Origin of the sequence: Solirubrobacter pauli (genome assembly GCF_003633755.1) — a bacterium.
Lineage (GTDB): Bacteria > Actinomycetota > Thermoleophilia > Solirubrobacterales > Solirubrobacteraceae > Solirubrobacter > Solirubrobacter pauli.
This window is the reverse complement of sequence record NZ_RBIL01000002.1, coordinates 1,222,726-1,241,114: the sequence shown is the minus strand read 5'-3', so window position 1 is coordinate 1,241,114 and position 18,389 is coordinate 1,222,726. Positions and strand designations below refer to the sequence as shown.

The window sequence follows — 18,389 nt, the reverse complement described above, 5'->3', positions numbered from 1 at the left end:
TTTGGAACACGTCACACAGGTTCGCGGTTCGGTGGTGAGACGGCTATGGGTTCGTCCACCCAACTTCAGTCAACCATCGCAATTCCGACCCGCTTTGGAGTATTTTGCGAGGCATGACCGTCACCGACGAGCTCCTGCGCAACAACGAGGCCTACGCCGCCTCCTTCGAACACGGCGAGCTGCCGTTGCCTCCGGCCAAGAAGCTCGCCGTCGTCGCGTGCATGGACGCGCGGCTGGACGTCCACGCGATCCTCGGCCTCGCGCCGGGCGAAGCGCACGTCATCCGCAACGCCGGCGGGGTCGTGACCGACGACGAGATCCGCAGCCTCGCGATCTCCCAGCGCCTGCTCGGCACCGAGGAGATCATCCTCATCCACCACACCGACTGCGGCATGCTCACGTTCACGGACGACGAGTTCAAGCGCTCGATCCAGGACGAGACCGGCGTGAAGCCCGAGTGGGCGGCGGAGTCGTTCCCGGACCTCGATGAGGACGTCCGCCAGAGCGTCGCGCGCATCCGGGCGAGCCCGTTCGTGCCCAAGAAGGACGCGATCCGCGGGTTCGTCTACGCGGTCGAGACCGGCAGGCTGCGCGAAGTCTCCTAGGACGGCGGACGCAGCAGGTCGCGCAGGCGGTCCGCGTCGAACGGCGGCGGCTGCGTCGTGCCCATGAAGTCGGTCACGACGCGCGCGAACCGCTCCGGGTCGTCGTTGAACGGGAAGTGGCCCGCGTCCTCGAAGATCTCCAGGCGGCTCTCGGGCATCGCCTCGGCGGCCGCGCGGCCGTGGGCGACCGGGATCATGCGGTCGCGCTCGCCCCAGACGATCAGCGTCGGCAGCCAGGCCGCGAGATAGAGGCGGTCGGCGGCGCTCACCCGCTGGCCCGACGGCTCGATGATCGAGCGCGCCGTGTGCAGGAACGCGCGCCGCGCCTCGACGTCTCCGAGCGACCCGAAGCCCTCGCCGATGCCGATGCCGTCGGCGTTCGGGCGCAGCCCGAGCTTGCCCAGGGCCCGCAGCGACGCCGCGGTGACGTCCCGCACCGGCCGGCCCGAGAGCACCGGCAGGACGTACTCCGCACCCGGGAGCGTCGCGGCGCGCAGGAGGATGCTGACCTCCCGTCCGAGCCCGCCGCTGGAGACCAGGATGAGGCGCTCGAGGCGCTCGGGGAACTGGTAGGCGAACTGCAGGGCGACGCCGCCGCCGAGCGAGTGCCCGAGCACCGTCGCGCGTTCGTGGCCGAGCGCGAGCAGCAGGTCGCGGATCGAGCTGGCGTACGCGCCGAGCGAGTAGTCGCCGCGCGGCTTGCCGGACGCGCCGTGGCCGAGCAGGTCAGGGGCGAGGACGGTGAAGCGCTCCGCCAGCCGCGGCAGCACCGCGCCCCAGGTGCGCGAGCTGGAGGTGATCCCGTGCAGGAGCAGGAGCACCGGCCCGCTTCCGGCCTCGACGAAGCTCACGGTCTGGCCGTGCAACTCGATCGTCCGGGACGGCGCCAGCGATGGCTCGCTGGCGCCGCGCGAGCGATGCAGCAAGACCAGGTCGAGCACGCGCACCCAGCCAGCCTAGAGCGTTCAGGCCACCAGTCCGGTGCGAAGCGCGAGCGCGCACCCCGCGGTCTGCCGGGTGCGGATCGCCCACGCGGCGGGCGCCGGATCGCGCAGTGCGGTCGGAGCTGCCCCGTGGCGTTCGGGTCGCCTGCAGGTTCGTGCAGGTTTTTGCGGCGTCTTGCTACGGTGTGCGCATGCTTGCACCGTCGCGGCACGAAGCCATCCTCGGCACCCTCGCGCATCACGGCACGGTCGCGACGGCCGAGGTCGCGGAGCGACTCGGCGTGTCCGTGGACACCGTGCGTCGTGACCTGTTGGAGCTGGAGTCCTCCGGGCACCTGCGGCGGGTGCACGGTGGCGCGGTGCGGCCGGCGCCCGGGCCGCGGCGGTTCACGGAGCGCGTCGACCGGGACGCGGGCGGCAAGGCCGCGGTGGCCGCGCTGGCCGCCGGGCTGATCCGCCGCGGCGAGGTGGTGGCGGTCGGCGGCGGGACGACGACGCTCGCGCTCGCACGTCGCCTCGCGCCGGACTCGGCCTCGACGATCGTGACCGCGAGCCCGGACGTCGCGCTCGCGCTGCGCGACCTGCCGGACGTGGACGTGATCGTGCTCGGCGGGACGCTGGACCGCACGAGCCAGACGCTCGTCGGCGCGGACACGATCGCGCAGATCCAGACGCTGCGGCCGGATATGTGCGTCATCGGCGCGTGCTCGATCCACCCCGAGGTCGGCCTGACGATGCGGGAGCGCGAAGAGGCGCAGGTCATGCGCGCGCTCGTGGAGCGCTCTCGCCGCGTCGTGGCGCTCGCCACCGCCGAGAAGCTCGGCACGGCCGCGCCCTACGTGGTCTCCGAGCGCGTGGACACGCTGGTGACCGACGCGCCCGCCTCGGCGCTGGACGCCTACGCGCAGGCCGGCGTCGAGCTGGTGCGCCCGTGAACCTCTCCGCCGCCACGCGCGCCGTCTACGCCGTCTTCATCCTCAGCGGGTTCGCGTTCGCGAGCTGGGCGTCACGGATCCCGTCCGTGCGCGACAGCCTGGACCTCTCCCCTCGTTCGCTCGGGCTCGTGCTGCTCGCCATGGCGGTCGGGTCGGTGATCGCGATGCCGCTCGCCGGCGTCGTCGTCGGCCGGCTCGGCACGGCGCGGACGATCACCGTGATGGCGCTGATCGGCGCGACCGGGCTCGCGCTGGCGGGCGTCGGGCAGTCGATCGGCATCCTGCCCGTGGTCGCGGGCCTCTTCCTGTTCGGCGCGGGCAACGGCACCTGGGACGTCGCGATGAACGTCGAGGGCTCGGCGGTCGAGCAGCAGCTCGGGAAGGCGATCATGCCGCGCTTCCACGCGGGGTTCAGCGTCGGGACGGTGACGGGTGCGCTGCTGGGGTCGGGGATGGTCGCGCTCGGCGTGTCCCCCGCCGCGCACCTGATCGGGGTCGCGCTGGTGATCGCGATCGCGGCGCCGGCCGCGGTGCGCGCCTTCCTCGGCGGCACCGAGGAGCACGAGGAGCGCGTCGGGAACCCGCTCGCCGCGTGGACGGAGCCGCGCACCCTGCTGATCGGCGTGTTCGTGTTCGCGGCCGCGTTCACCGAGGGCACCGGCAACGACTGGCTGGCGGTCGCGACGATCGACGGCTACGACGCCGCGAACGCCCTCGGCACGTTCACCTTCGCGCTGTTCCTGTCGGCGATGACGCTCGGCCGCTGGTTCGGGCCGGCCGTGCTGGACCGCTACGGGCGCGTGGCGACGCTGCGGGTGCTGTCGGTGACCGCGCTCGTGGGGTTGGCGCTCGTCGTGTTCGGCGGCAGCCTGCCGGTGGCGATGGCGGGCGCGGTGTTGTGGGGCCTTGGAACCGCGCTCGGGTTCCCGGTCGGGATGAGCGCGGCGAGCGACGAGCCGGCCCACGCGGCGGCACGGGTCAGCGTGGTCGCGACCGTGGGCTACGTGGCCTTCCTGGCGGGCCCGCCGCTGATCGGGTTCCTCGCCGACGACGTCGGCACGTTGCGCGCGCTGACGGTGACCGGCGGGCTGGTCGCGCTCGGCCTGCTCGTGTCCGGCGCGTTGCGCGCGCCGGCGCCGATGAGTTCCGCGGCTCCCGGTCGTCTTATCCCCGAACCCACCGAACGGAGCTCGTGATGACCGTCCTCGCCACCCCCACCGCCCGCCGCCGCCCGACCGGCCACGCTTATGCGACGCCCGTCGTCCGCGAGATCACGCCGCCACGCTCAGCCGCCGCCGCGGACGTCTGGTGAGCGGTAGGTCCGCAGCTCGACCGACCCGGTGACGGTCGTGGCGCGCGCCTCCCCCTCGCCGCGGTGCGCGCCCGCCGGGCTCATGCGGATGACCTGCTCGACGTCATCCGCCGACAGCTCCATGGTCCATCGCACGCGTGTGGTCGCCTCGTGCGCGAGGTGCGCGCCGAGCGTGCGCTCGAGCCGCTCGGGCTTCTCCGGGTCGACCTGGACACCGTGCAGATGCGCGAGCTCCGCGAGATGCTCAGGCGTGGGGATCACGACGAGGGCCGTCCCGCCGGGGGCGAGCACGCGCGCGATCTCGGCTCCGTTGCGGGGTGCGAACACCACGAGCGCGAGGTCCACGACCCCGTCCTGGAACGGCAACGCCTCCCACACGTCACCCACCACCGCGGCGATCTCCGGGTGCGCCCGCGCCGCCAACCGCAACGCGGGCCGCGACGTGTCCAGCGCGAACCCGAGCGCGCCCGGCGAGGCGCGCAGCACGCCCGCGAGATGGTGGCCGGTGCCCGCGCCGATGTCGAGGACGACGCGCCCGTCGCTCAGGGACTCCTCGGCGGCTCGGGCCAGCGCGGTCGTCAGGGGCGCGTAGTGGCCCGCGTCGAACACCGCGGCGCGGGCGGCGACCATGGGCGCGTCGTCTCCCGGGGCAGGGGCGCGGGCGAGGGTGACGTGGCCGTGGCGGGCGATGTCGTAGGTGTGGCGCTGGTCGCACACGAGTGAGCGCTCGTGCACCCGGAGCGGGGCCGAGCAGACCGGGCACCGCAGGAGGGCGGCGCCGCGCACCAGCGGCGCCGGAACGTCCATGGCGGCGAGCCTAGCGCTCGCCGGCGATCAGCTGTGGGGTCGCCTCCTTCAGGCGTTGCAGGGCCCAGCGCATGGCACGGATGGTCTCGGGGTGGGACGCGGTCACCGTGTCCAGCAGCTCGGCGTCGCGGACGGCTTGGGCGCCCTGGCCGAGCACGGTCCAGGCGACGGAGGCGCGTGTCGCGACGAGGTGGACGTCGCGTAGGTCGAGCACGAGCGCGAGCGGCCCGTCGTTGAAGACGACCTCCGGCGGGACGCCCGCCTCGGCGCCGCAGCGCTCGAGCCGCTCCGCGTTGCGCTCGCTCCAGGCGGCGAGCGTCCGCGTCATGTGGAAGATGTCGTGGTCGTCGCGGTGATGCTCGCCGACCGCCCGCAGCGCGTGGCTCAACGCGCGCTCGGCCGCGAGGGCCTCGTCCAGCGCGGGCTTCATGCGACCCGCTCCAGCCGGCACGCCGAGGTCTTGAAGATCGGCTGCTTCGAGCAGGCGTCCCAGGCGGTGATCGTCAGCTCGTTGGCGGCGCGGTCATCCCGGTCCGGCGCGTCCCAGTAGCCGTAGTGGAACGGGATGAACACGACGCCCTCGCGGATGCCCGTCACGCGCACCGGCGCGCGCACGCGGCCGCGCGCCGAGATCACGTCGACCACGTCGCCCTCGCCCACCCCGTACGCCCGCGCGTCGTCGGCCGAGACCTCGACCCACACGTCCGGCGCGGCCGCCGCCAGCTCCGGCGCGCGGCCGGTCTTCGTCCGCGTGTGGAAGTGGTAGAGGCTGCGGCCCGTGTTCAGCCGCAGCGGGAACTCGTCGTCGGGCGCGTCAGCGGGCGGCAGGTACTCCGCGCCCTTGAACATCGCCCGCCCTTCGGGGTTGAAGGCGCGATAGTCGCTCTCCTCGACGTCGACGCCCGTCAGCAGGTCCTTGCCGTAGGTCTCGGCGATGTCCGCGGCCGCCCAGAAGTCGCCCTCGTCGTAGAGCCGCTCGCGGCCGTCCGGGTAGCGCTCGTTGCAGGGCCACTGCGTCTCGCCGCCCGCGCGGAGCTTCTCGTAGGACAGGCCCGTGTAGTCGCAGGGTCGGCCCGCGCTGCAGGCCTGCCAGGCGCGGAACGCCGACTCGGCGTCGTGCCACTTGATCAGCGGCGCGCCGTCACGGTCCCGGAAGTCCATCCGGCGGGCGTAGTCGAGCATGATGTCCAGGTCGCCTCGGGCCTGGCCCGGTGGCTCGACGGCCTTGTCGGAGTGGTGGACGGTGCGGTCGGCGTTCGTGAACGTGCCCTCCTTCTCACCCCAGGTGCCGGCCGGCAGCACGACGTCCGCGAACTCGGCCGTCTCGGTGAGGAACAGGTCCTGGACGACGACGAACAGGTCCTCCCGCGCGAGGATGCGGCGGATCCGCGCGAGGTCGGGCAGCGACACCGCGGGGTTGGTGGCCGTGATCCACAGCCAGCGGATCGAGCCCTGCTCGGCGTAGCGGAAGATCTGCATCGCGTGCGTCGGCGGTCCGAAGTGCGGGATCGTGGCCACGTCGACCTTCCACAGCTCCGCCAGCTCCGCGACGTGGTCATCGTTGGCCCAGTTCCGGAACGCCGGCAGGTCGCCGTTGGCGCCGCACTCGCGCGTGTTCTCGGCGGTCGGCTGCCCGTTCATCTGCAGCACGCCCGCGCCCGGCCGGCCCAGCGCGCCTCGAAGGAGGTTGATGTTGTTGACCTGCACGCCGGCCGCGGTCGCCTGGTGCGATTGGTAGACGCCTTGGAGACAGGTGGACAGGATCCGGTCGTGACCGGCGAGGATGTCCGCCGCCGCGCGGATCGCGCTCGCCTCCACCCCGCAGATCTCCGCCGCCCACTCCGGCGTGCATGGCGCGACGATCTCGGCCATCTGCTCGAAGCCGACCGTCCGGGCGTCGACGAACGCGCGGTCCACGGCGTCGCGCGCGATCAGCTCGTGCAGGATCGCGTTGAGCAGCGCGACGTTCGTGCCCGACCGCGGCGCCAGGTGCACGTCGGCGTGCTCGGCCGGCGGCGTCCGTCGCGGGTCGATGACGATCAGCTTCGGCGGGTGCGGGCCCGCGAGCCGGTCGAGCATGCGCGCCCACAACGTGACCTGCGTCGCCGCGACGTTGTGGCCGACGAGGAGGAGCACGTCGGTGTGGTCGACGTCGGTGTACGAGCCCGGCTGCCCGTCGCACCCGAAGCTCTCCTTGAGCGCCTCCGCCGCCGTGGCGGTGCACAGGCGCGTGTTGCCGTCCAGGTGGTTCGTGCCGAGGCCGGCCCGGGCGATAACCGCGAGCGTGTAGTACTCCTCGAGGAAGAGCTGCCCGCTGGTGTAGAGCCCGAGCGCGCTCGGCCCGACCTCGTCGAGGAGCTGGCGGGAGCGCGCGACCATGGCGTCCATCGCGGTGTCCCAGTCGCACTCGACGAGCTCGCCGTCGCGGCGGATGAGCGGCGTGGTGAGCCGGTCCCGCGAGTTGTTCGCCTGCCAGCCGAACAGGTCCTTCGGCCCGAGCCGGCCGTGGTTGACGCGGCTGTCGGCGCGTCCGCGCACGCCGACCATCCGGCCGTCGCGCACGGCGACGTCGATGCCGTCCCCGTTCGAGTGCAGGATCGACGCCGTCGGCACCCAGGCGTCGGCCTCGTCGGTCACATGCTCGTCCACGCGCACTGGCCAGCGCTCGCCGCGGCCGTACGGGGTGCGCGGGCCCCAAGGGTCAGCGATCCGGTCCATGCCGGGTCACTTCCCATCCGCACGCGAGTTCAGCGCGGCCGTCTCATCTTCGGGACGAGCGGGGCCTGCGGGCCGCGCTCAGGTCGGGGGGAGCGCGGCCCGCGAGCGGGTCTATTGACCGAGCGGGGTTCCACGTCGCCCAGCCGGCAGCCACAGTACTCCTACAACTTGTAGGTATCAAGTCCGCGCGGACGGATCTCGGCCTGGCTCTACAGGTCGTAGGACTTATACTCGTGCTGTGGCTGACTCCCAGTCGATCCAAGGTGAGCTGCAGAGCCAGGTGATGGCCGCGCTGTGGCGTGTCGGCTCGGGGACGGTCGAGCAGGTGCGCGAGGAGCTCCCGCCGCGCTACCAGGGCGCGTACAACACCGTCCAGACCGTGCTCAACCGGCTCGCGACCCGCGGCTTGCTCGAGCGCAAGCGCGAAGGTCGCGGGTTCGTGTACCGGCCGCGCGTCACCGAGGCCGAGTACCTGTCCGGCAGCATCCGCCGCACGCTGGCGGGCGCTTCGAGCGACGCGCGCCAGGCGGCGCTGGCCAGCATCATCGGCGGCCTGCGCCCCGAGGAGCTGTCCGAGCTCGAGGAGCTCGCGCGCCAGGCGCGCGACCGGCGCGCGTGACGCTGCTGGCCGTCGCCGCCGGGCTGCTTGCGGTCGCGATCGCGCTCCCGCACGTGCTCCGGCTGGATCGCGCGCCCGCGGGGTTCGTCGGCGCGATCTGGCTCAGCGCCCTGCTGCTGCGTGCGCTCGCGTCGGTCGGGGTGGCCGTGGCGGTCGAGGTGTACCTGCCGGTTGCCGGTCCGCTCGAGCCGTCCGGCGCGTGGTGCGTCGGCGCGGTGTCCAGCCACACGGTCACGGACGCCGTCTTCGCTCTGCCCGCGCTGGCGCTCGCCGGCTCGCTGCTGGTCAGCGCGTACGGGCTCGTGGTCGCCGCGCGGCGCGTGCGCGGGCTCGTCCGTGACACCGCGATCGGCCCCGGCCCCGGTGGCAGCGTCGTCCTGTCGGACGGCGCGCTGCTCGTCGCGGCGGCCGGCCTGCGCCGCCCGCAGGTGGTCGTGTCCGCGGGCGCGCTCGTCGAGCTCGACGACGCCGAGCTGCGCGCGGGGCTCGACCACGAGCGCGGCCACATCGCTCTCCGCCACCGGTACCTGCTCGTGGCGGGCGAGCTCGCGCGGGCGGTCGGCCGGTTCCTCCCGGGGACGACCGCGGCCGCGCGCGAGCTGACGTTCGCGCTCGAGCGCCACGCGGACAGCTACGCGCTCGCCCAGCGCCACGAGCCGGCCGTGCTCGCGAGCGCGATCTGCAAGGCCGCCCGCGGTGCGTTCGCCGCACCGGCGCTCTCCCTCGGCGGGGGCGTCGTCACCCGGCGGGCCCGCCTCCTGCTCGAAGCCGACCCGGGGGCCAAGGCTCCGCGCCCCCACCCCGGCCTCGTGGCGCTCGCCCCGGCGATGGCCGCGCTGGTGGTCACGGCCGCGCTCGCACTCCCCTTCGCCGCCCATGCGGGCTACCACGAGAAGCACCGGCTCGGCACGCCGCACACGTGCCAGACCTCAGACGTCGTGTAGGCATCTCCGGCAGCTCCCGGGCGTCGTCGTTTCCTCCTACCTTTTGTAGGATCATAACGGTCAGCGAGCCCGGCGCGCGAGCGGGGCGCTAGACGGCGACGGTGTGGATCTGCTTCAGCCCCGCGGCGGTCGCCGCCGCGCTCACGAGCAGCCCGGCGATCGCCGCGCCCGCCGCCACGCCCGCGTAGTAGGAGAGGTACAGCCCGCCGACGCCGCACGCCACGCCCACCGCGCACGCCGCGACGATCATCGGCGGCACCCGCCGCGTGAACGTGCCCGCGACCACGGCCGGCGCGATCAGCGCGGCCACGACCAACAGGTTCCCGAGCGCCTGCACGCCCACGAGCACGGCGAGCGTCAGCAGGACGGCGAGCGTGGCCTCCGCGCTGTACGCCCGCAGGCCCAGCGCCCGCGCGCTGCCCGGGTCGAAGCCGACCGCGAGCAGGCGCGGGTACGCCACCCACGATCCCGCGAGGACCAGGGCGGCGAGCCCACCCGCGAGCAGCAGGCCCGAAGGGCTCGTCGCCAGGACGTCGCCGAACAGCAGCGCGCCGAGGCCGGGTGGCGAGTCGGCCGACAGCGCCAGGAGCGTCCCGAGACCCAGCAGGCTCGTGATCACCACCGCCACCGCGTTGTCGGCTCCGAGGGTGCGCACCCGCCCGGCGGCCGCGATCGCCAACGCCGCGACGACCAGCCCGACCGCGCCGCCGAGCACGACCGGCACGCCGATCAGCGCCGCCACCACGAGCCCCGGGAACATCGCGTGCGAGAGCGACTCGGCGCTGTAGGCGCGCCCGTAGAGCACCACCCAGACGCCGAGCGCGCCGCACGCCAGCCCGACGAACACGACCTCGAGCAACGCCTCGCGCAGGATCGGCTCGTGCCACGGCTCGAGCAGCGCGTCAAGCATGGACGAGCACCGGCTCGGGCGGGCCGTAGTCCAGCATCCGGCGATCGACGCGCAGGACGTGATCCCAGGCGCCGGCCTGCGCGACGTCGTGCGTGGAGACGAGCACGCAGCGACCTTCCCCGGCGAGGTCGTCGATCAGCGCCATCAGCCGGTCGGTGCTCGCCGCGTCGAGCCCGGTGAACGGCTCGTCGAAGAGCACGATGTCGGCGTCCTGGAGCAGCGCGCGGGCGACGAGGACGCGCTGGCGCTGACCGCCGGACAGCTCGCCGAAGGTCGTCCTCGCGCGGTCGGCCAGGCCGACGCGCCCGAGCGCCGCCAACGCGGCCGCGCGCTCGGACCGGCCGGGGCGCCGCCACCACGGGCTGCGCGACAGCGCCCCCATCAGGACGACGTCCAGGGCGGACACGGGGTAGTCGAGCCGCGAGCGGTCGGTCTGCGGGACGGTGCCCGGCCGGCCTTCCACGACCAGCGTGCCGGCGCGCGGCTCGAGCTCGCCCAGCAGCGCGCGCATCAGCGTCGTCTTGCCGCCGCCGTTGGGCCCGAGCACGCCGACGCGCTCACCCGGCGCGACCGCGAAGGTGAGGTCCGACAGCACGACCGGTCCGCCCGGATAGCCGACGGCCAGCTCGCGCGCCGCGATCACAGGCCGGCGATCGTGCATCCCCGCTCGCCTCCCGTGAAGCCCTTGACCATCGCGTCGGCGTTCGCGGCCTCCATGCCGAGGTAGGTCGCGCCGGGCGAGCCCTCGGGGCCGAGCGAGTCGCCGTAGAGGACGTAGTCGGCCTTCGCGCCGGTCTGGCGCGCCAGCGTCTCGGCCAGCTGTGGGTTGATCGAGCTCTCCGGGAAGATCGCCCGCACGCCTTCGCGGCGGACGACGTCCGCGAGCTTGGCGATCTCGCCCGCGGACGGCTGCGCCTCGGTCGACTGCGACGGGATCGCGGCGCCGACGACGGTGATCCCGTAGCGGGCGGTGAAGTAGCCGAACGCGTCGTGGCTCGTGACCAGCTTGCGCTCGGCGGCCGGCACGGCGCTCATGCACGTCTCGATGCCCCGGTCGAGCGTCTGCACCTTCTCGAGGTAGGCGGCGGCGTTCGCCTTGTAGGTCGCCGCGTTGGCGGGCGCCGCCTTGGCCAGCTGCGCCTCGATCACCGGGATGGCCGCCTCGACGTTGCGCGGGTCGTGCCACCAGTGCGGGTCGAGCTCGGACTCCTCGTGCCCGTGCTCGTCGTCGCCTTCCTGGTGGTGCTCGCCCTCGACCTTGTGCGGCGTGTGGTCGGGCGCGATCTCCACCTCGGTGGGGCTGCCGCCCGCCTGCTCGACCAGCTCCTCCATCCAGTGGTCGAGCGCGTTGCCCGACTCGAAGACGACCTTCGCGCCCGCCACGGCCTTCACGTCGTCCGGCCGCGGCTCGTACTCGTGCGGATCGGTGTTGGCCTGCAGCACCTGGTGCACCTCGGCGGCGTCGCCCGCGACCTGGCGGACGACGTCCCCGAGCTGCGTCGTCGTGGCGACCACGACGGGACGCTCGGCGGGGCCGGAACGGGCCGGGGCGCCGCCTTCGTCCTCGCCCCCACACGCGGTGACGAGCAGGGGCAGGGCGAGGAGCAGGATCACTGACTTACGCATTCTCACGACCATTTCGCGACAAGATCTCATTAGCAAAGACCGACAACAGGAACACGCCGCCACCGAGCGCAGCCACCGTCGCCCCGGGCGGGGCGTTCGTGCGCACGGCGAGCCACACACCGGCCAGCCCTTCCAGCGCCACGAGCACGACGCTCAGGCACTGCCACGGGAGCAGCCGGTTCGTCCACAGCCGCGCCGTGGCCGCGGGGACGACGAGCAACGCGGTGGCGAGCAGGGCGCCGACGGCGGCGAGCGTCGCCACGGACGCGAAGCCGACCAGCGCGAGCAACACGAGGTCGGGCGCCTTCGAGCGCACGCCGACGGCCCTCGCGCCGCTCGCGTCGAACCCGACCGCCAACCAGCGTGGGCCAAGCGCGAGCGTCCCCGCCAAAGCAAGAATCGACGCTACGGCGCCCAACACGAGGTCCGTGTCGGTCAGCGCGAACAGGCTGCCGAACAGCAGCGAGTCGACCTGCGCGCCCGAGTGGAACACGTTCGAGGCGAGCACCACGCCCACCACGAGCGCGCCGACGAGGGCCAGCGCCGTCGCCACGTCGTAGCGCGCCCGCCGGCGCGTCGAGAGCCCACCGACGCCCGCCGCGACGACCGCGCCCGTGCCGAGCGCCCCCGCCATCGGTGGGAAGGACAGCCCGGCCGCGAGCACCAGCCCAGGGAATGCGGCGGCCGCCACCGCATGCGTGTAGAACGCCAGCCCGCGCAGCACGATCCACGTGCCGAGCAGCCCGGCGCCCACGCTCACGAGCAGCACCTCGAGCAGCGCCCGCTGCTCGAAGGCGTACACACCGATGAGACTCATTCCCACTAGGCTAGCGACTCGGGAACGTGGGCGCGAGTATTTGGTCCGACAACCGCTAGGAACACCAATTTGGCCGTACAGACGTCCAGCTAACGGGTCTCGCCCTTGACCCCTACATGATGTCGGACTAGGCTCGCCGCCGGTTATGGGGACGATTTCGATGAGGGTCGGCCGGCGAGCACGCGTGCTCGCGCCGGGAATCGCGCTGCTGGGCGCCGTCACGGTGCTGTCGCCGTACGCGTGGCAAGACACGTGGCGCGCGACCGGCTTCTCGCTGGGCTACGTCCCGTTCCACCTGTGGTGCTGGCTCCCGTTCCTGGTGTTGGCGTTCGCCGCGGGCAAGCTCGGACGCCTCGGCGGCGCGGCCTTCACCGCCGCGCTCGTGGCCGGCACGGTCGCGACCGTCGCGCTCACCCAGTCGTTCACCGACAACTCCGAGCGCGTCGGCCTGGCGCTGCCCGGCCTGCTGTCGCTGGCGGTGATCGGCGCCTGGGGCCTGCGCGCCCACCCCCGGGACGGCGGCAAGGTCAGCCGTCCGCTGCTCGTCGCGATCCTGGCGCTGCTCGCGCTGGTGATCGTCGCCGGCCGCGTCGGTGAAGTCGGGGAGGCCGCGCGGATGCAGACGTTCCTCGTCATCGGCACGTCGATCGCGCTGGAGGCGCTGCCGTTCGTGCTCCTGGGAGCGGCGGTCTCCGCGGCGATCGAGGTGTTCGTCCCGGCCCGCTGGTTCGAGCGGATCGCGCGCCTCCCGCTCCCGCTGCAGATCCCGGCCGTCGCGCTGTCGGGCGTGGCGATGCCTGTATGCGAGTGCGGCTCCGTGCCCGTCGCGCGACGCCTGATCGTGCGTGGCGTCCATCCCGCCGCCGGCATCGCCTTCATGCTCGCGGCGCCGGTGATCAACCCGATCGTGCTGTTCTCGACCGCCGTCGCCTACTCCGGGCGCGGCGCGACCGAGATGGTGCTCGGCCGGCTCGGCCTCGGCCTCCTGCTCGCGATCGTCGCCGGCACGCTGATCGCGCGCCGGGGCGGGGGCAACCTGGTCGCCCACGCCAGGAAGTCCGAGCCCAGCCACGAGCACGACCACAGCCACAACAAGCTGCGCGGGTTCGTCGACCACCTGATGTCGGACCTGTTGCTGATGGGCAAGTTCATCGTGCTCGGCGCGGCGATCGCCGCCGCCCTGCAGACGATCGTGCCGCAGAGCGTCTTCACCGGAGTGCTCACGTCCCCGTTCGTCGGCGCGCTGCTGATGATCGTGCTGGCGTTCTTCCTGTCCTTGTGCTCGGAGGCGGACGCCTTCGTCGCGGTGTCGTTCATCCAGTTCCCGCCCGGTCCGCAGCTCGCGTTCCTGGCGGCCGGGCCGGTGCTCGACACGAAGCTGGTGCTGCTGTACGGCGGCACCTTCGGCCGTGCCTTCGTCGTCAAGTTGGCGTTGGTGATCGTGCCCGTCGTGGTGACGGGCTCCATGCTCTTCCAGGCGGTGATCTCATGAGGTGGGACTGGACGCGCACGCTCCGAGCGGTGGCGATCGCGGCGTGGGGCGTGTTCTTCATCTATCTCTGGGTGAGCGGGCGCGCGACCACGTACATCGGGCCGAAGACGTGGTGGGTGGTGTCGCTCGGTGCGCTCACGCTGCCGCTCGTCGCGCTCGCCTACCTGTGGGGCGCCCGCGGGCACAAGCGTGCGCCGTCCGTGCGTGAGCTCGGCGCGAACGGATTGCTCGTGGCGCCGATCCTGCTCACGCTGATGGTCCCGGCACCGTCGCTCGGCGCGCTCGCGGTCGAGAACAAGCGCACCAAGAACGTCGCCGCACCGCTGGAGACCGCGATCGAGGGCGACGTCCGCCTGTACGAGATCGCCTGGGCGGCCGAGTCCAAGGAGTACGCCGACTACAACGAGCTCGGCGAGGGCACGCCCGTCGACTTCGTCGCGTTCGTCTCCAAGCAGCTCGACGGCAACGGTGAGCTCGAGGTGTCCCGGTTCATGGTCGGCTGCTGCGCCGCGGACGCGAACGCGTTCAGCGCCAAGGTCACCGGCGCGCCGAACCTCCCGGTCGACACGTGGGTCCACGTGAAGGGCACGCTGATCGGGACGCCCGGCACCGACCTGAAGGTCTCGGCGAGTGCCGTGACCGAGGTCGCGCAGCCGAGCAACCCCTACAGTTGATCAGAACGTGATCGTCATGCCGGCGAACGCCGCGATCACGGAGACGACCGTGAGGCGGCGCAGCCGGCGCGGCGTGAGCCACGCCCAACCGCGGGTCTGCAGCCAGGTGCGGAAGCCGGCGGCGCCCGCCGCGGCGGTGAAGGCACAGGTCGCGCACATGCGACCATCGTACTCCTACAAGTTGTCGGTTATATGAGGTCGCTCAGTCGGTGATGACGACCACGCCGGACGGCGCGTCCAACAGCTGGACCGTGCGCTGGGCAGCGTGGTCGATCTCCACCCGTGGCTCGGCGGGGAGCTCCCGCTCGTTGTAGGTGCCCGGCCCGTAGAACTGGCCGTAGCTCAGCACCACCCCGCCCTCCGCCAGGACGGACCGCTCGAGCGTCTCCACGGCCTGGGCGTCCGGGCCCTCGGGCAGCGGCCACGCGACCGACTGCACCAACAGCTTCGGCGAGCCGCATTGGCGTGCCGCTTCGATCAGGTTCCGGTTGCCTTCGGTGCGGATGCGGGCGTTGCGTCCCCCGTGGGCGGGGATGTCCGCGAAGTCGTCGGGCAGGTCGGTGAGCTGGTTGACGAGCACGTCCGGCGCGAACGCCCGCACGGCCTGGATCACGGCCGTCCGGTCGAAGACGTCGCAGACGATCGGCTCGGCGCCCAGCTGACGGAGCAGGTCCGTCTTGCCCGCGGAGCGGGTCATGCCGCCCACGACGTGTCCGGCGTCGATGAGCTTGGGGATCATGCGCTGTCCGATCACGCCGGACGCTCCGGCGAGGAACACGCGGTGGGTGTGGGATGCGGGCATGGGGTCTCCGTTCTCGATGGTTGACGATGCTTCTGCCGCTGCTGAGCGGCGAGGCTTGCGAGGGCGAGCAGGACGACGACCGCGCCGTACCGGTGACGGTGGGCACGACGCCGAGGACATCGGCGAGCCGGCCGGCAGCGACGACCGGCGCGCCCAGGCTGAGGTACGAGACGACGTAGATCGCAGCGACGACGCCCGCACGCCGGTCGGCGGGCACGGGCGGGACGATCAGGGCGAGGGCCGCGGTGAACGCGGCACCGAACGCGAGCCCGGCGACGGCCTGCCCGCCGAACATCAACGCCCGGCTGCCTGCCGACGCGCCGCCGACGATGCCGAGCGTCCCGATCACGGACGCAGAGATCCCGATGGTCAACGCCGACCGTGGTGGCACCCGCGCGAGCGCCACGCCGGCGACCACCGAGACCGCCGGCGCGATGAAGCCGGCGACCCCGTCGAGCAGGCCGCTCTCGCGGCCGAACACGCTGTGCACCATGCTCGGAGCCAGGCCCCCGGAGAGCCCCGCGAGCATCCACACGGCCGCCACCACGGGCGCGGAAGCGAGGAAGGGTCGCCGTACGACGGGCGGGACCGAGATCCGCGGGATCAGCGAGCGGAGCGCGCCCGGGTCCCCGCCGGCGGTCTCCGGCGAGGCGACGACCGCCGCGCCACCGGCGACGGTGAGCGCGCTGAGGGCGACGAACGCGATCGTGCTCGCCGACGACGTCAGCTGGATCGCGATGCCGGCGAGCAACGAACCACCGGCAAGGCCGCCGGTCAGACCGACGCTGGCGAGGATCGTTCCCAGCCGCCCGCGGTGCGGCGGTGCGAGCTCCACGAGCGCCGCGGTGAAGGCTCCGGTCGCCGCGCCACTCGCGAGACCTTGCACGACGCGCCCCGCGATCACCCATCCGACGTCGGACGCGCCCAGGAACATGAGGTTGGACACCAGCTGGACGAGCAGGGCGCCGATCAGCACCGGCCGCCGACCGATGTGATCCGACAGTGCGCCGACGGTCAGCGCGGCGGCGAGGAAGCCGATCGCGTACACGGCGAAGGCCACCGTCAGCAGCACGGGCGCGAAGTCCCACTGCTCGCGGTAGACCACCAGCAGCGGTGTCAGGGCCCCGGCCGCGAGGTACATGCTCGCGAACGCGGTCGCCGTACCCGCCAGGGCCAGGCCGGCGGGAAGCGCGCGCCGTTTGCGCGGGGCGCTCGCGTCGCCGTGCGTGTCGTCGGTGGGCATGGGGTCACGGTAGGTGGCAAGCGGTCTGCCTGTAAGGTCCACATCCATGCCGAGTTCCCGGACCAATTCCGCGCCGGGACGTGACGCCGGCTCCGGCGTCGACCTCCATCTGGAGCTGACAGGGCCCGGGCGGCGCGCCGGCCTGACCAACGCGCTGCGCGACGCCGTGCGCTCGGGACGGCTGGCGCCGGGGACTCGTCTGCCCGCGTCCCGCACGCTCGCGGCGGACCTCGGCCTCGCCCGCAGCACCGTCACGGAGTGCTACGCCGAGCTGGTGGCCGAAGGCTGGCTGACGGCCCGCCAAGGGTCCGGCACGCGCGTGGCCGAGCGCGCCACGCCGGGCTCGGCCGCCACCGCTCCCCCACCCGCTCGATCCGGTCGTCACCGCCCCGCGCACCGGCTGCTGCCCGGCGCGGAGGACTTCGCGGACTTCCCACGCACGCAGTGGCTGGCCGCCGCTCGTCGCGTTCTGGCGGTGGCTTCACCGACCGCGTTCGGCTACGGGGACCCGCTGGGCCGCGCGGAGCTGCGCGCCGCACTCGCCGACTACCTGTCCCGCGTCCGCGGCGTGCACGCCGAGCCCGAGCGGATCGTGATCTGCTCGGGGTTCCACCACGGGCTGGGGCTGACCGCCCGGGCACTCGCGGCACGTGGTGCCCGGGCGGTGGCGGTCGAGTCCTACGGCTTGGATCTGTACCGCACGCTGCTGACCGACGCCGGCCTCCGCATCCCGCCGCTCGAGGTCGACGAGGACGGTGCACGGACCGACGAGTTGGCACGCCGGACCGCTGTGGACGCCGTGCTGCTCACACCCGCGCATCAGTTCCCGACGGGGGTCGCGCTGGCGCCCGAGCGCCGGGCGGCGGCGATCGACTGGGCACGCTCGACGGGCGGCGTGATCCTCGAGGATGACTACGACGGGGAGTTCCGCTACGACCGCAGGCCGGTGGGCGCGCTGCAAGGCCTCGATCCCGAGCGGGTCGTCTACTTCGGCACCGCGAGCAAGTCACTGGCCCCCGCGCTCCGTGTCGGCTGGATGGTGGTTCCCGAGCCGCTGCTCGCGGACGTGGCGGCCGCGAAGGGCCCCGTCGAGCGGGTCAGCGCGCTGGACCAGCTGACGCTCGCGGAGCTCATCACCTCCGGGGCCTTCGACCGCCACGTCCGCGCACGGCGACAGCGGTACGGGCGCCGGCGGAAGGAGTTGGCCGCGGCGCTCGCGCGGCAGGCGCCTGCGGTGCGGATGCTGGGCATGGCGGCGGGGCTGCAGGCGGTGCTGGAGCTCGCTCCCGGAACCGAGGCGTCGGTCCTCCGGGCCGCGGCCGACCGGGGGCTGATGGTCAGTGGGCTGGCCGCCTTCCGCCACGCAGACGCGGAACGGAAGGCACCCGGGCCGGACGGGCTCGTCGTGAACTTCTCCGCGGTCTCCGACAGCGGATGGGGAGCGGCGTTGAGCGCGCTCTGCGACGTGCTGGGGCCTGACTAGCCGGCGGCAGGCGCGCAGTCGGGGCAGCGCCCGCGCAGCGTCACGTCGTGCCCGTCCATGGCCACGCCCTCGCGGCGTGCGATCCGCCGCAGGACGCGCTCGAGCTCGTCGTCCTCGAAGGGGATCAGCCTCCCGCAGTCGCGGCACACGAAGTGGTGGTGATGATGCGTGCCTTCGGGGAACACGCGCTCGAAGCGCGCGACCCCGTCGCCGATCTCGACCTTGGACAGCAGGTGCAGCTCGACCAGCTCGTCGAGGACGCGGTAGACCGTCGCGCGGCCGACCCGGCGCTCACCTTCGCGAAGGCGGTCCTCGATCTCCTGCGCCGACAGGGCGCACTCCTGCGCGTCGAGCAGGTCGATCACGGCCGCACGGCCGCCGCCGCGCCGGTAGCCCTCACCGGCGAGGCGTTCGTTCGCGTACGCCGTCCATCGCGGCGCCTCGGTGCTGGCCATGGC

The 18,389-nt window shown here is 73.3% G+C and carries 18 protein-coding genes and 2 pseudogenes; 8 read left to right on the top strand and 12 right to left on the bottom strand.

Features of this window, described 5'->3' with window-relative positions; all coding sequences use genetic code 11:
• The first annotated feature begins 113 nt into the window (after positions 1-113).
• Positions 114-605, top strand: a complete 492-nt coding sequence (locus C8N24_RS25535; protein WP_121255453.1) for a beta-class carbonic anhydrase — start codon at positions 114-116, stop codon at positions 603-605.
• Here the strand turns inward: C8N24_RS25535 and C8N24_RS25530 are convergent.
• Positions 602-1,546 carry an alpha/beta fold hydrolase gene (locus C8N24_RS25530; protein ID WP_245971971.1) on the bottom strand — a complete coding sequence of 315 codons (945 nt, stop codon included), beginning with the start codon at positions 1,544-1,546 and terminating at the stop codon, positions 602-604. The two genes, C8N24_RS25535 and C8N24_RS25530, sit on opposite strands and share 4 nt — an antisense overlap.
• A 194-nt stretch (positions 1,547-1,740) precedes the next feature.
• On the opposite strand from C8N24_RS25530, the gene C8N24_RS25525 reads away from it, so the two are divergent.
• Both C8N24_RS25525 and C8N24_RS25520 read left to right on the top strand, forming a co-directional pair.
• Positions 1,741-2,484, top strand: a complete 744-nt coding sequence (locus tag C8N24_RS25525; protein ID WP_170179409.1) for a DeoR/GlpR family DNA-binding transcription regulator — start codon at positions 1,741-1,743, stop codon at positions 2,482-2,484.
• Positions 2,481-3,680, top strand: a complete 1,200-nt coding sequence (locus C8N24_RS25520) for an MFS transporter (RefSeq protein WP_121255451.1) — start codon at positions 2,481-2,483, stop codon at positions 3,678-3,680. The genes C8N24_RS25525 and C8N24_RS25520 overlap by 4 nt, the downstream gene beginning before the upstream one ends.
• 89 nt (positions 3,681-3,769) lie before the next feature.
• Here the strand turns inward: C8N24_RS25520 and C8N24_RS25515 are convergent, their stop codons facing one another.
• Genes C8N24_RS25515 through C8N24_RS25505 form a run of 3 tightly spaced genes read right to left on the bottom strand, consistent with a single transcriptional unit; the run spans position 3,770 to position 7,321 of the window.
• Positions 3,770-4,603 (bottom strand): putative RNA methyltransferase, encoded by an 834-nt coding sequence (locus C8N24_RS25515; protein ID WP_121255449.1) that lies wholly within the window; start codon positions 4,601-4,603, stop codon positions 3,770-3,772.
• A 10-nt stretch (positions 4,604-4,613) separates the two neighbouring features.
• On the bottom strand, positions 4,614-5,033 hold the full coding sequence (locus tag C8N24_RS25510) for a hypothetical protein (protein WP_121255447.1): 420 nt from the start codon (positions 5,031-5,033) through the stop codon (positions 4,614-4,616).
• Positions 5,030-7,321, bottom strand: a complete 2,292-nt coding sequence (locus tag C8N24_RS25505) for a molybdopterin oxidoreductase family protein (RefSeq protein WP_121255445.1) — start codon at positions 7,319-7,321, stop codon at positions 5,030-5,032. Before C8N24_RS25505 ends, C8N24_RS25510 begins: the two co-directional genes overlap by 4 nt.
• 238 nt (positions 7,322-7,559) lie before the next feature.
• On the opposite strand from C8N24_RS25505, the gene C8N24_RS25500 reads away from it, so the two are divergent.
• Both C8N24_RS25500 and C8N24_RS25495 read left to right on the top strand, forming a co-directional pair.
• A complete protein-coding gene (locus tag C8N24_RS25500) occupies positions 7,560-7,940 on the top strand; it encodes a BlaI/MecI/CopY family transcriptional regulator (RefSeq protein WP_147447984.1) in 381 nt (126 codons plus the stop codon).
• Positions 7,937-8,884, top strand: coding sequence for a M48 family metalloprotease (locus tag C8N24_RS25495; RefSeq protein ID WP_121255440.1), 948 nt, complete (start codon positions 7,937-7,939; stop codon positions 8,882-8,884). The genes C8N24_RS25500 and C8N24_RS25495 overlap by 4 nt, the downstream gene beginning before the upstream one ends.
• Before the next feature lie 88 nt (positions 8,885-8,972).
• Here C8N24_RS25495 and C8N24_RS25490 read toward each other — a convergent pair whose 3' ends face one another.
• The 4 genes and pseudogenes from C8N24_RS25490 to C8N24_RS25475 form a co-directional block, all read right to left on the bottom strand.
• Positions 8,973-9,794, bottom strand: a complete 822-nt coding sequence (locus C8N24_RS25490; RefSeq protein ID WP_121255438.1) for a metal ABC transporter permease — start codon at positions 9,792-9,794, stop codon at positions 8,973-8,975.
• Positions 9,787-10,365 (bottom strand): annotated as a pseudogene (locus tag C8N24_RS25485) (metal ABC transporter ATP-binding protein); the annotation flags it as partial. The pseudogene C8N24_RS25485 and the gene C8N24_RS25490, both read right to left, overlap by 8 nt.
• 68 nt (positions 10,366-10,433) lie before the next feature.
• Complete coding sequence (locus C8N24_RS25480) at positions 10,434-11,420, bottom strand: metal ABC transporter solute-binding protein, Zn/Mn family (protein WP_170179408.1); 987 nt, start codon at positions 11,418-11,420, stop codon at positions 10,434-10,436.
• Positions 11,413-12,237 carry a metal ABC transporter permease gene (locus C8N24_RS25475; protein ID WP_121255432.1) on the bottom strand — a complete coding sequence of 275 codons (825 nt, stop codon included), beginning with the start codon at positions 12,235-12,237 and terminating at the stop codon, positions 11,413-11,415. Before C8N24_RS25475 ends, C8N24_RS25480 begins: the two co-directional genes overlap by 8 nt.
• 160 nt (positions 12,238-12,397) lie before the next feature.
• Between C8N24_RS25475 and C8N24_RS25470 the strand changes: the two genes are divergently transcribed.
• Complete coding sequence (locus C8N24_RS25470) at positions 12,398-13,729, top strand: permease (protein WP_170179407.1); 1,332 nt, start codon at positions 12,398-12,400, stop codon at positions 13,727-13,729.
• Positions 13,726-14,403: a TIGR03943 family putative permease subunit gene (locus tag C8N24_RS25465; protein ID WP_121255427.1), complete on the top strand. Its 678-nt coding sequence runs from the start codon at positions 13,726-13,728 to the stop codon at positions 14,401-14,403. The genes C8N24_RS25470 and C8N24_RS25465 overlap by 4 nt, the downstream gene beginning before the upstream one ends.
• Here the strand turns inward: C8N24_RS25465 and C8N24_RS34320 are convergent, their stop codons facing one another.
• From C8N24_RS34320 to C8N24_RS35615, 3 genes and pseudogenes are all read right to left on the bottom strand, one after another.
• Positions 14,404-14,562 (bottom strand): hypothetical protein, encoded by a 159-nt coding sequence (locus C8N24_RS34320; RefSeq protein ID WP_170179406.1) that lies wholly within the window; start codon positions 14,560-14,562, stop codon positions 14,404-14,406.
• Between the two features lie 43 nt (positions 14,563-14,605).
• A complete protein-coding gene (locus C8N24_RS25460) occupies positions 14,606-15,205 on the bottom strand; it encodes an NAD-dependent epimerase/dehydratase family protein (protein ID WP_121255425.1) in 600 nt (199 codons plus the stop codon).
• A gap of 217 nt (positions 15,206-15,422) precedes the next feature.
• Positions 15,423-16,346 (bottom strand): annotated as a pseudogene (locus tag C8N24_RS35615) (MFS transporter); the annotation flags it as partial.
• Between the two features lie 148 nt (positions 16,347-16,494).
• Between C8N24_RS35615 and pdxR the strand changes: the two are divergent.
• A complete protein-coding gene (gene pdxR, locus C8N24_RS25450) occupies positions 16,495-17,931 on the top strand; it encodes a MocR-like pyridoxine biosynthesis transcription factor PdxR (protein WP_121255423.1) in 1,437 nt (478 codons plus the stop codon).
• Here the strand turns inward: pdxR and C8N24_RS25445 are convergent.
• Positions 17,928-18,386, bottom strand: coding sequence for a Fur family transcriptional regulator (locus C8N24_RS25445; RefSeq protein ID WP_121255421.1), 459 nt, complete (start codon positions 18,384-18,386; stop codon positions 17,928-17,930). The two genes, pdxR and C8N24_RS25445, sit on opposite strands and share 4 nt — an antisense overlap.
• Between the last annotated feature and the right edge of the window lie 3 nt (positions 18,387-18,389).

Coding starts and splice junctions, on each gene's coding strand:
- C8N24_RS25535 (WP_121255453.1), top strand. CDS start 114: ATGACCGTCACCGACGAGCTCCTGCGCAACAACGAGGCCTACGCCGCC.
- C8N24_RS25525 (WP_170179409.1), top strand. CDS start 1,741: ATGCTTGCACCGTCGCGGCACGAAGCCATCCTCGGCACCCTCGCGCAT.
- C8N24_RS25515 (WP_121255449.1), bottom strand. CDS start 4,603: ATGGACGTTCCGGCGCCGCTGGTGCGCGGCGCCGCCCTCCTGCGGTGC.
- C8N24_RS25510 (WP_121255447.1), bottom strand. CDS start 5,033: ATGAAGCCCGCGCTGGACGAGGCCCTCGCGGCCGAGCGCGCGTTGAGC.
- C8N24_RS25505 (WP_121255445.1), bottom strand. CDS start 7,321: ATGGACCGGATCGCTGACCCTTGGGGCCCGCGCACCCCGTACGGCCGC.
- C8N24_RS25490 (WP_121255438.1), bottom strand. CDS start 9,794: ATGCTTGACGCGCTGCTCGAGCCGTGGCACGAGCCGATCCTGCGCGAG.
- C8N24_RS25480 (WP_170179408.1), bottom strand. CDS start 11,420: ATGCGTAAGTCAGTGATCCTGCTCCTCGCCCTGCCCCTGCTCGTCACC.
- C8N24_RS25475 (WP_121255432.1), bottom strand. CDS start 12,237: ATGAGTCTCATCGGTGTGTACGCCTTCGAGCAGCGGGCGCTGCTCGAG.
- C8N24_RS25470 (WP_170179407.1), top strand. CDS start 12,398: ATGAGGGTCGGCCGGCGAGCACGCGTGCTCGCGCCGGGAATCGCGCTG.
- C8N24_RS25465 (WP_121255427.1), top strand. CDS start 13,726: ATGAGGTGGGACTGGACGCGCACGCTCCGAGCGGTGGCGATCGCGGCG.
- C8N24_RS34320 (WP_170179406.1), bottom strand. CDS start 14,562: ATGTGCGCGACCTGTGCCTTCACCGCCGCGGCGGGCGCCGCCGGCTTC.
- C8N24_RS25460 (WP_121255425.1), bottom strand. CDS start 15,205: ATGCCCGCATCCCACACCCACCGCGTGTTCCTCGCCGGAGCGTCCGGC.
- pdxR (WP_121255423.1), top strand. CDS start 16,495: ATGCCGAGTTCCCGGACCAATTCCGCGCCGGGACGTGACGCCGGCTCC.
- C8N24_RS25445 (WP_121255421.1), bottom strand. CDS start 18,386: ATGGCCAGCACCGAGGCGCCGCGATGGACGGCGTACGCGAACGAACGC.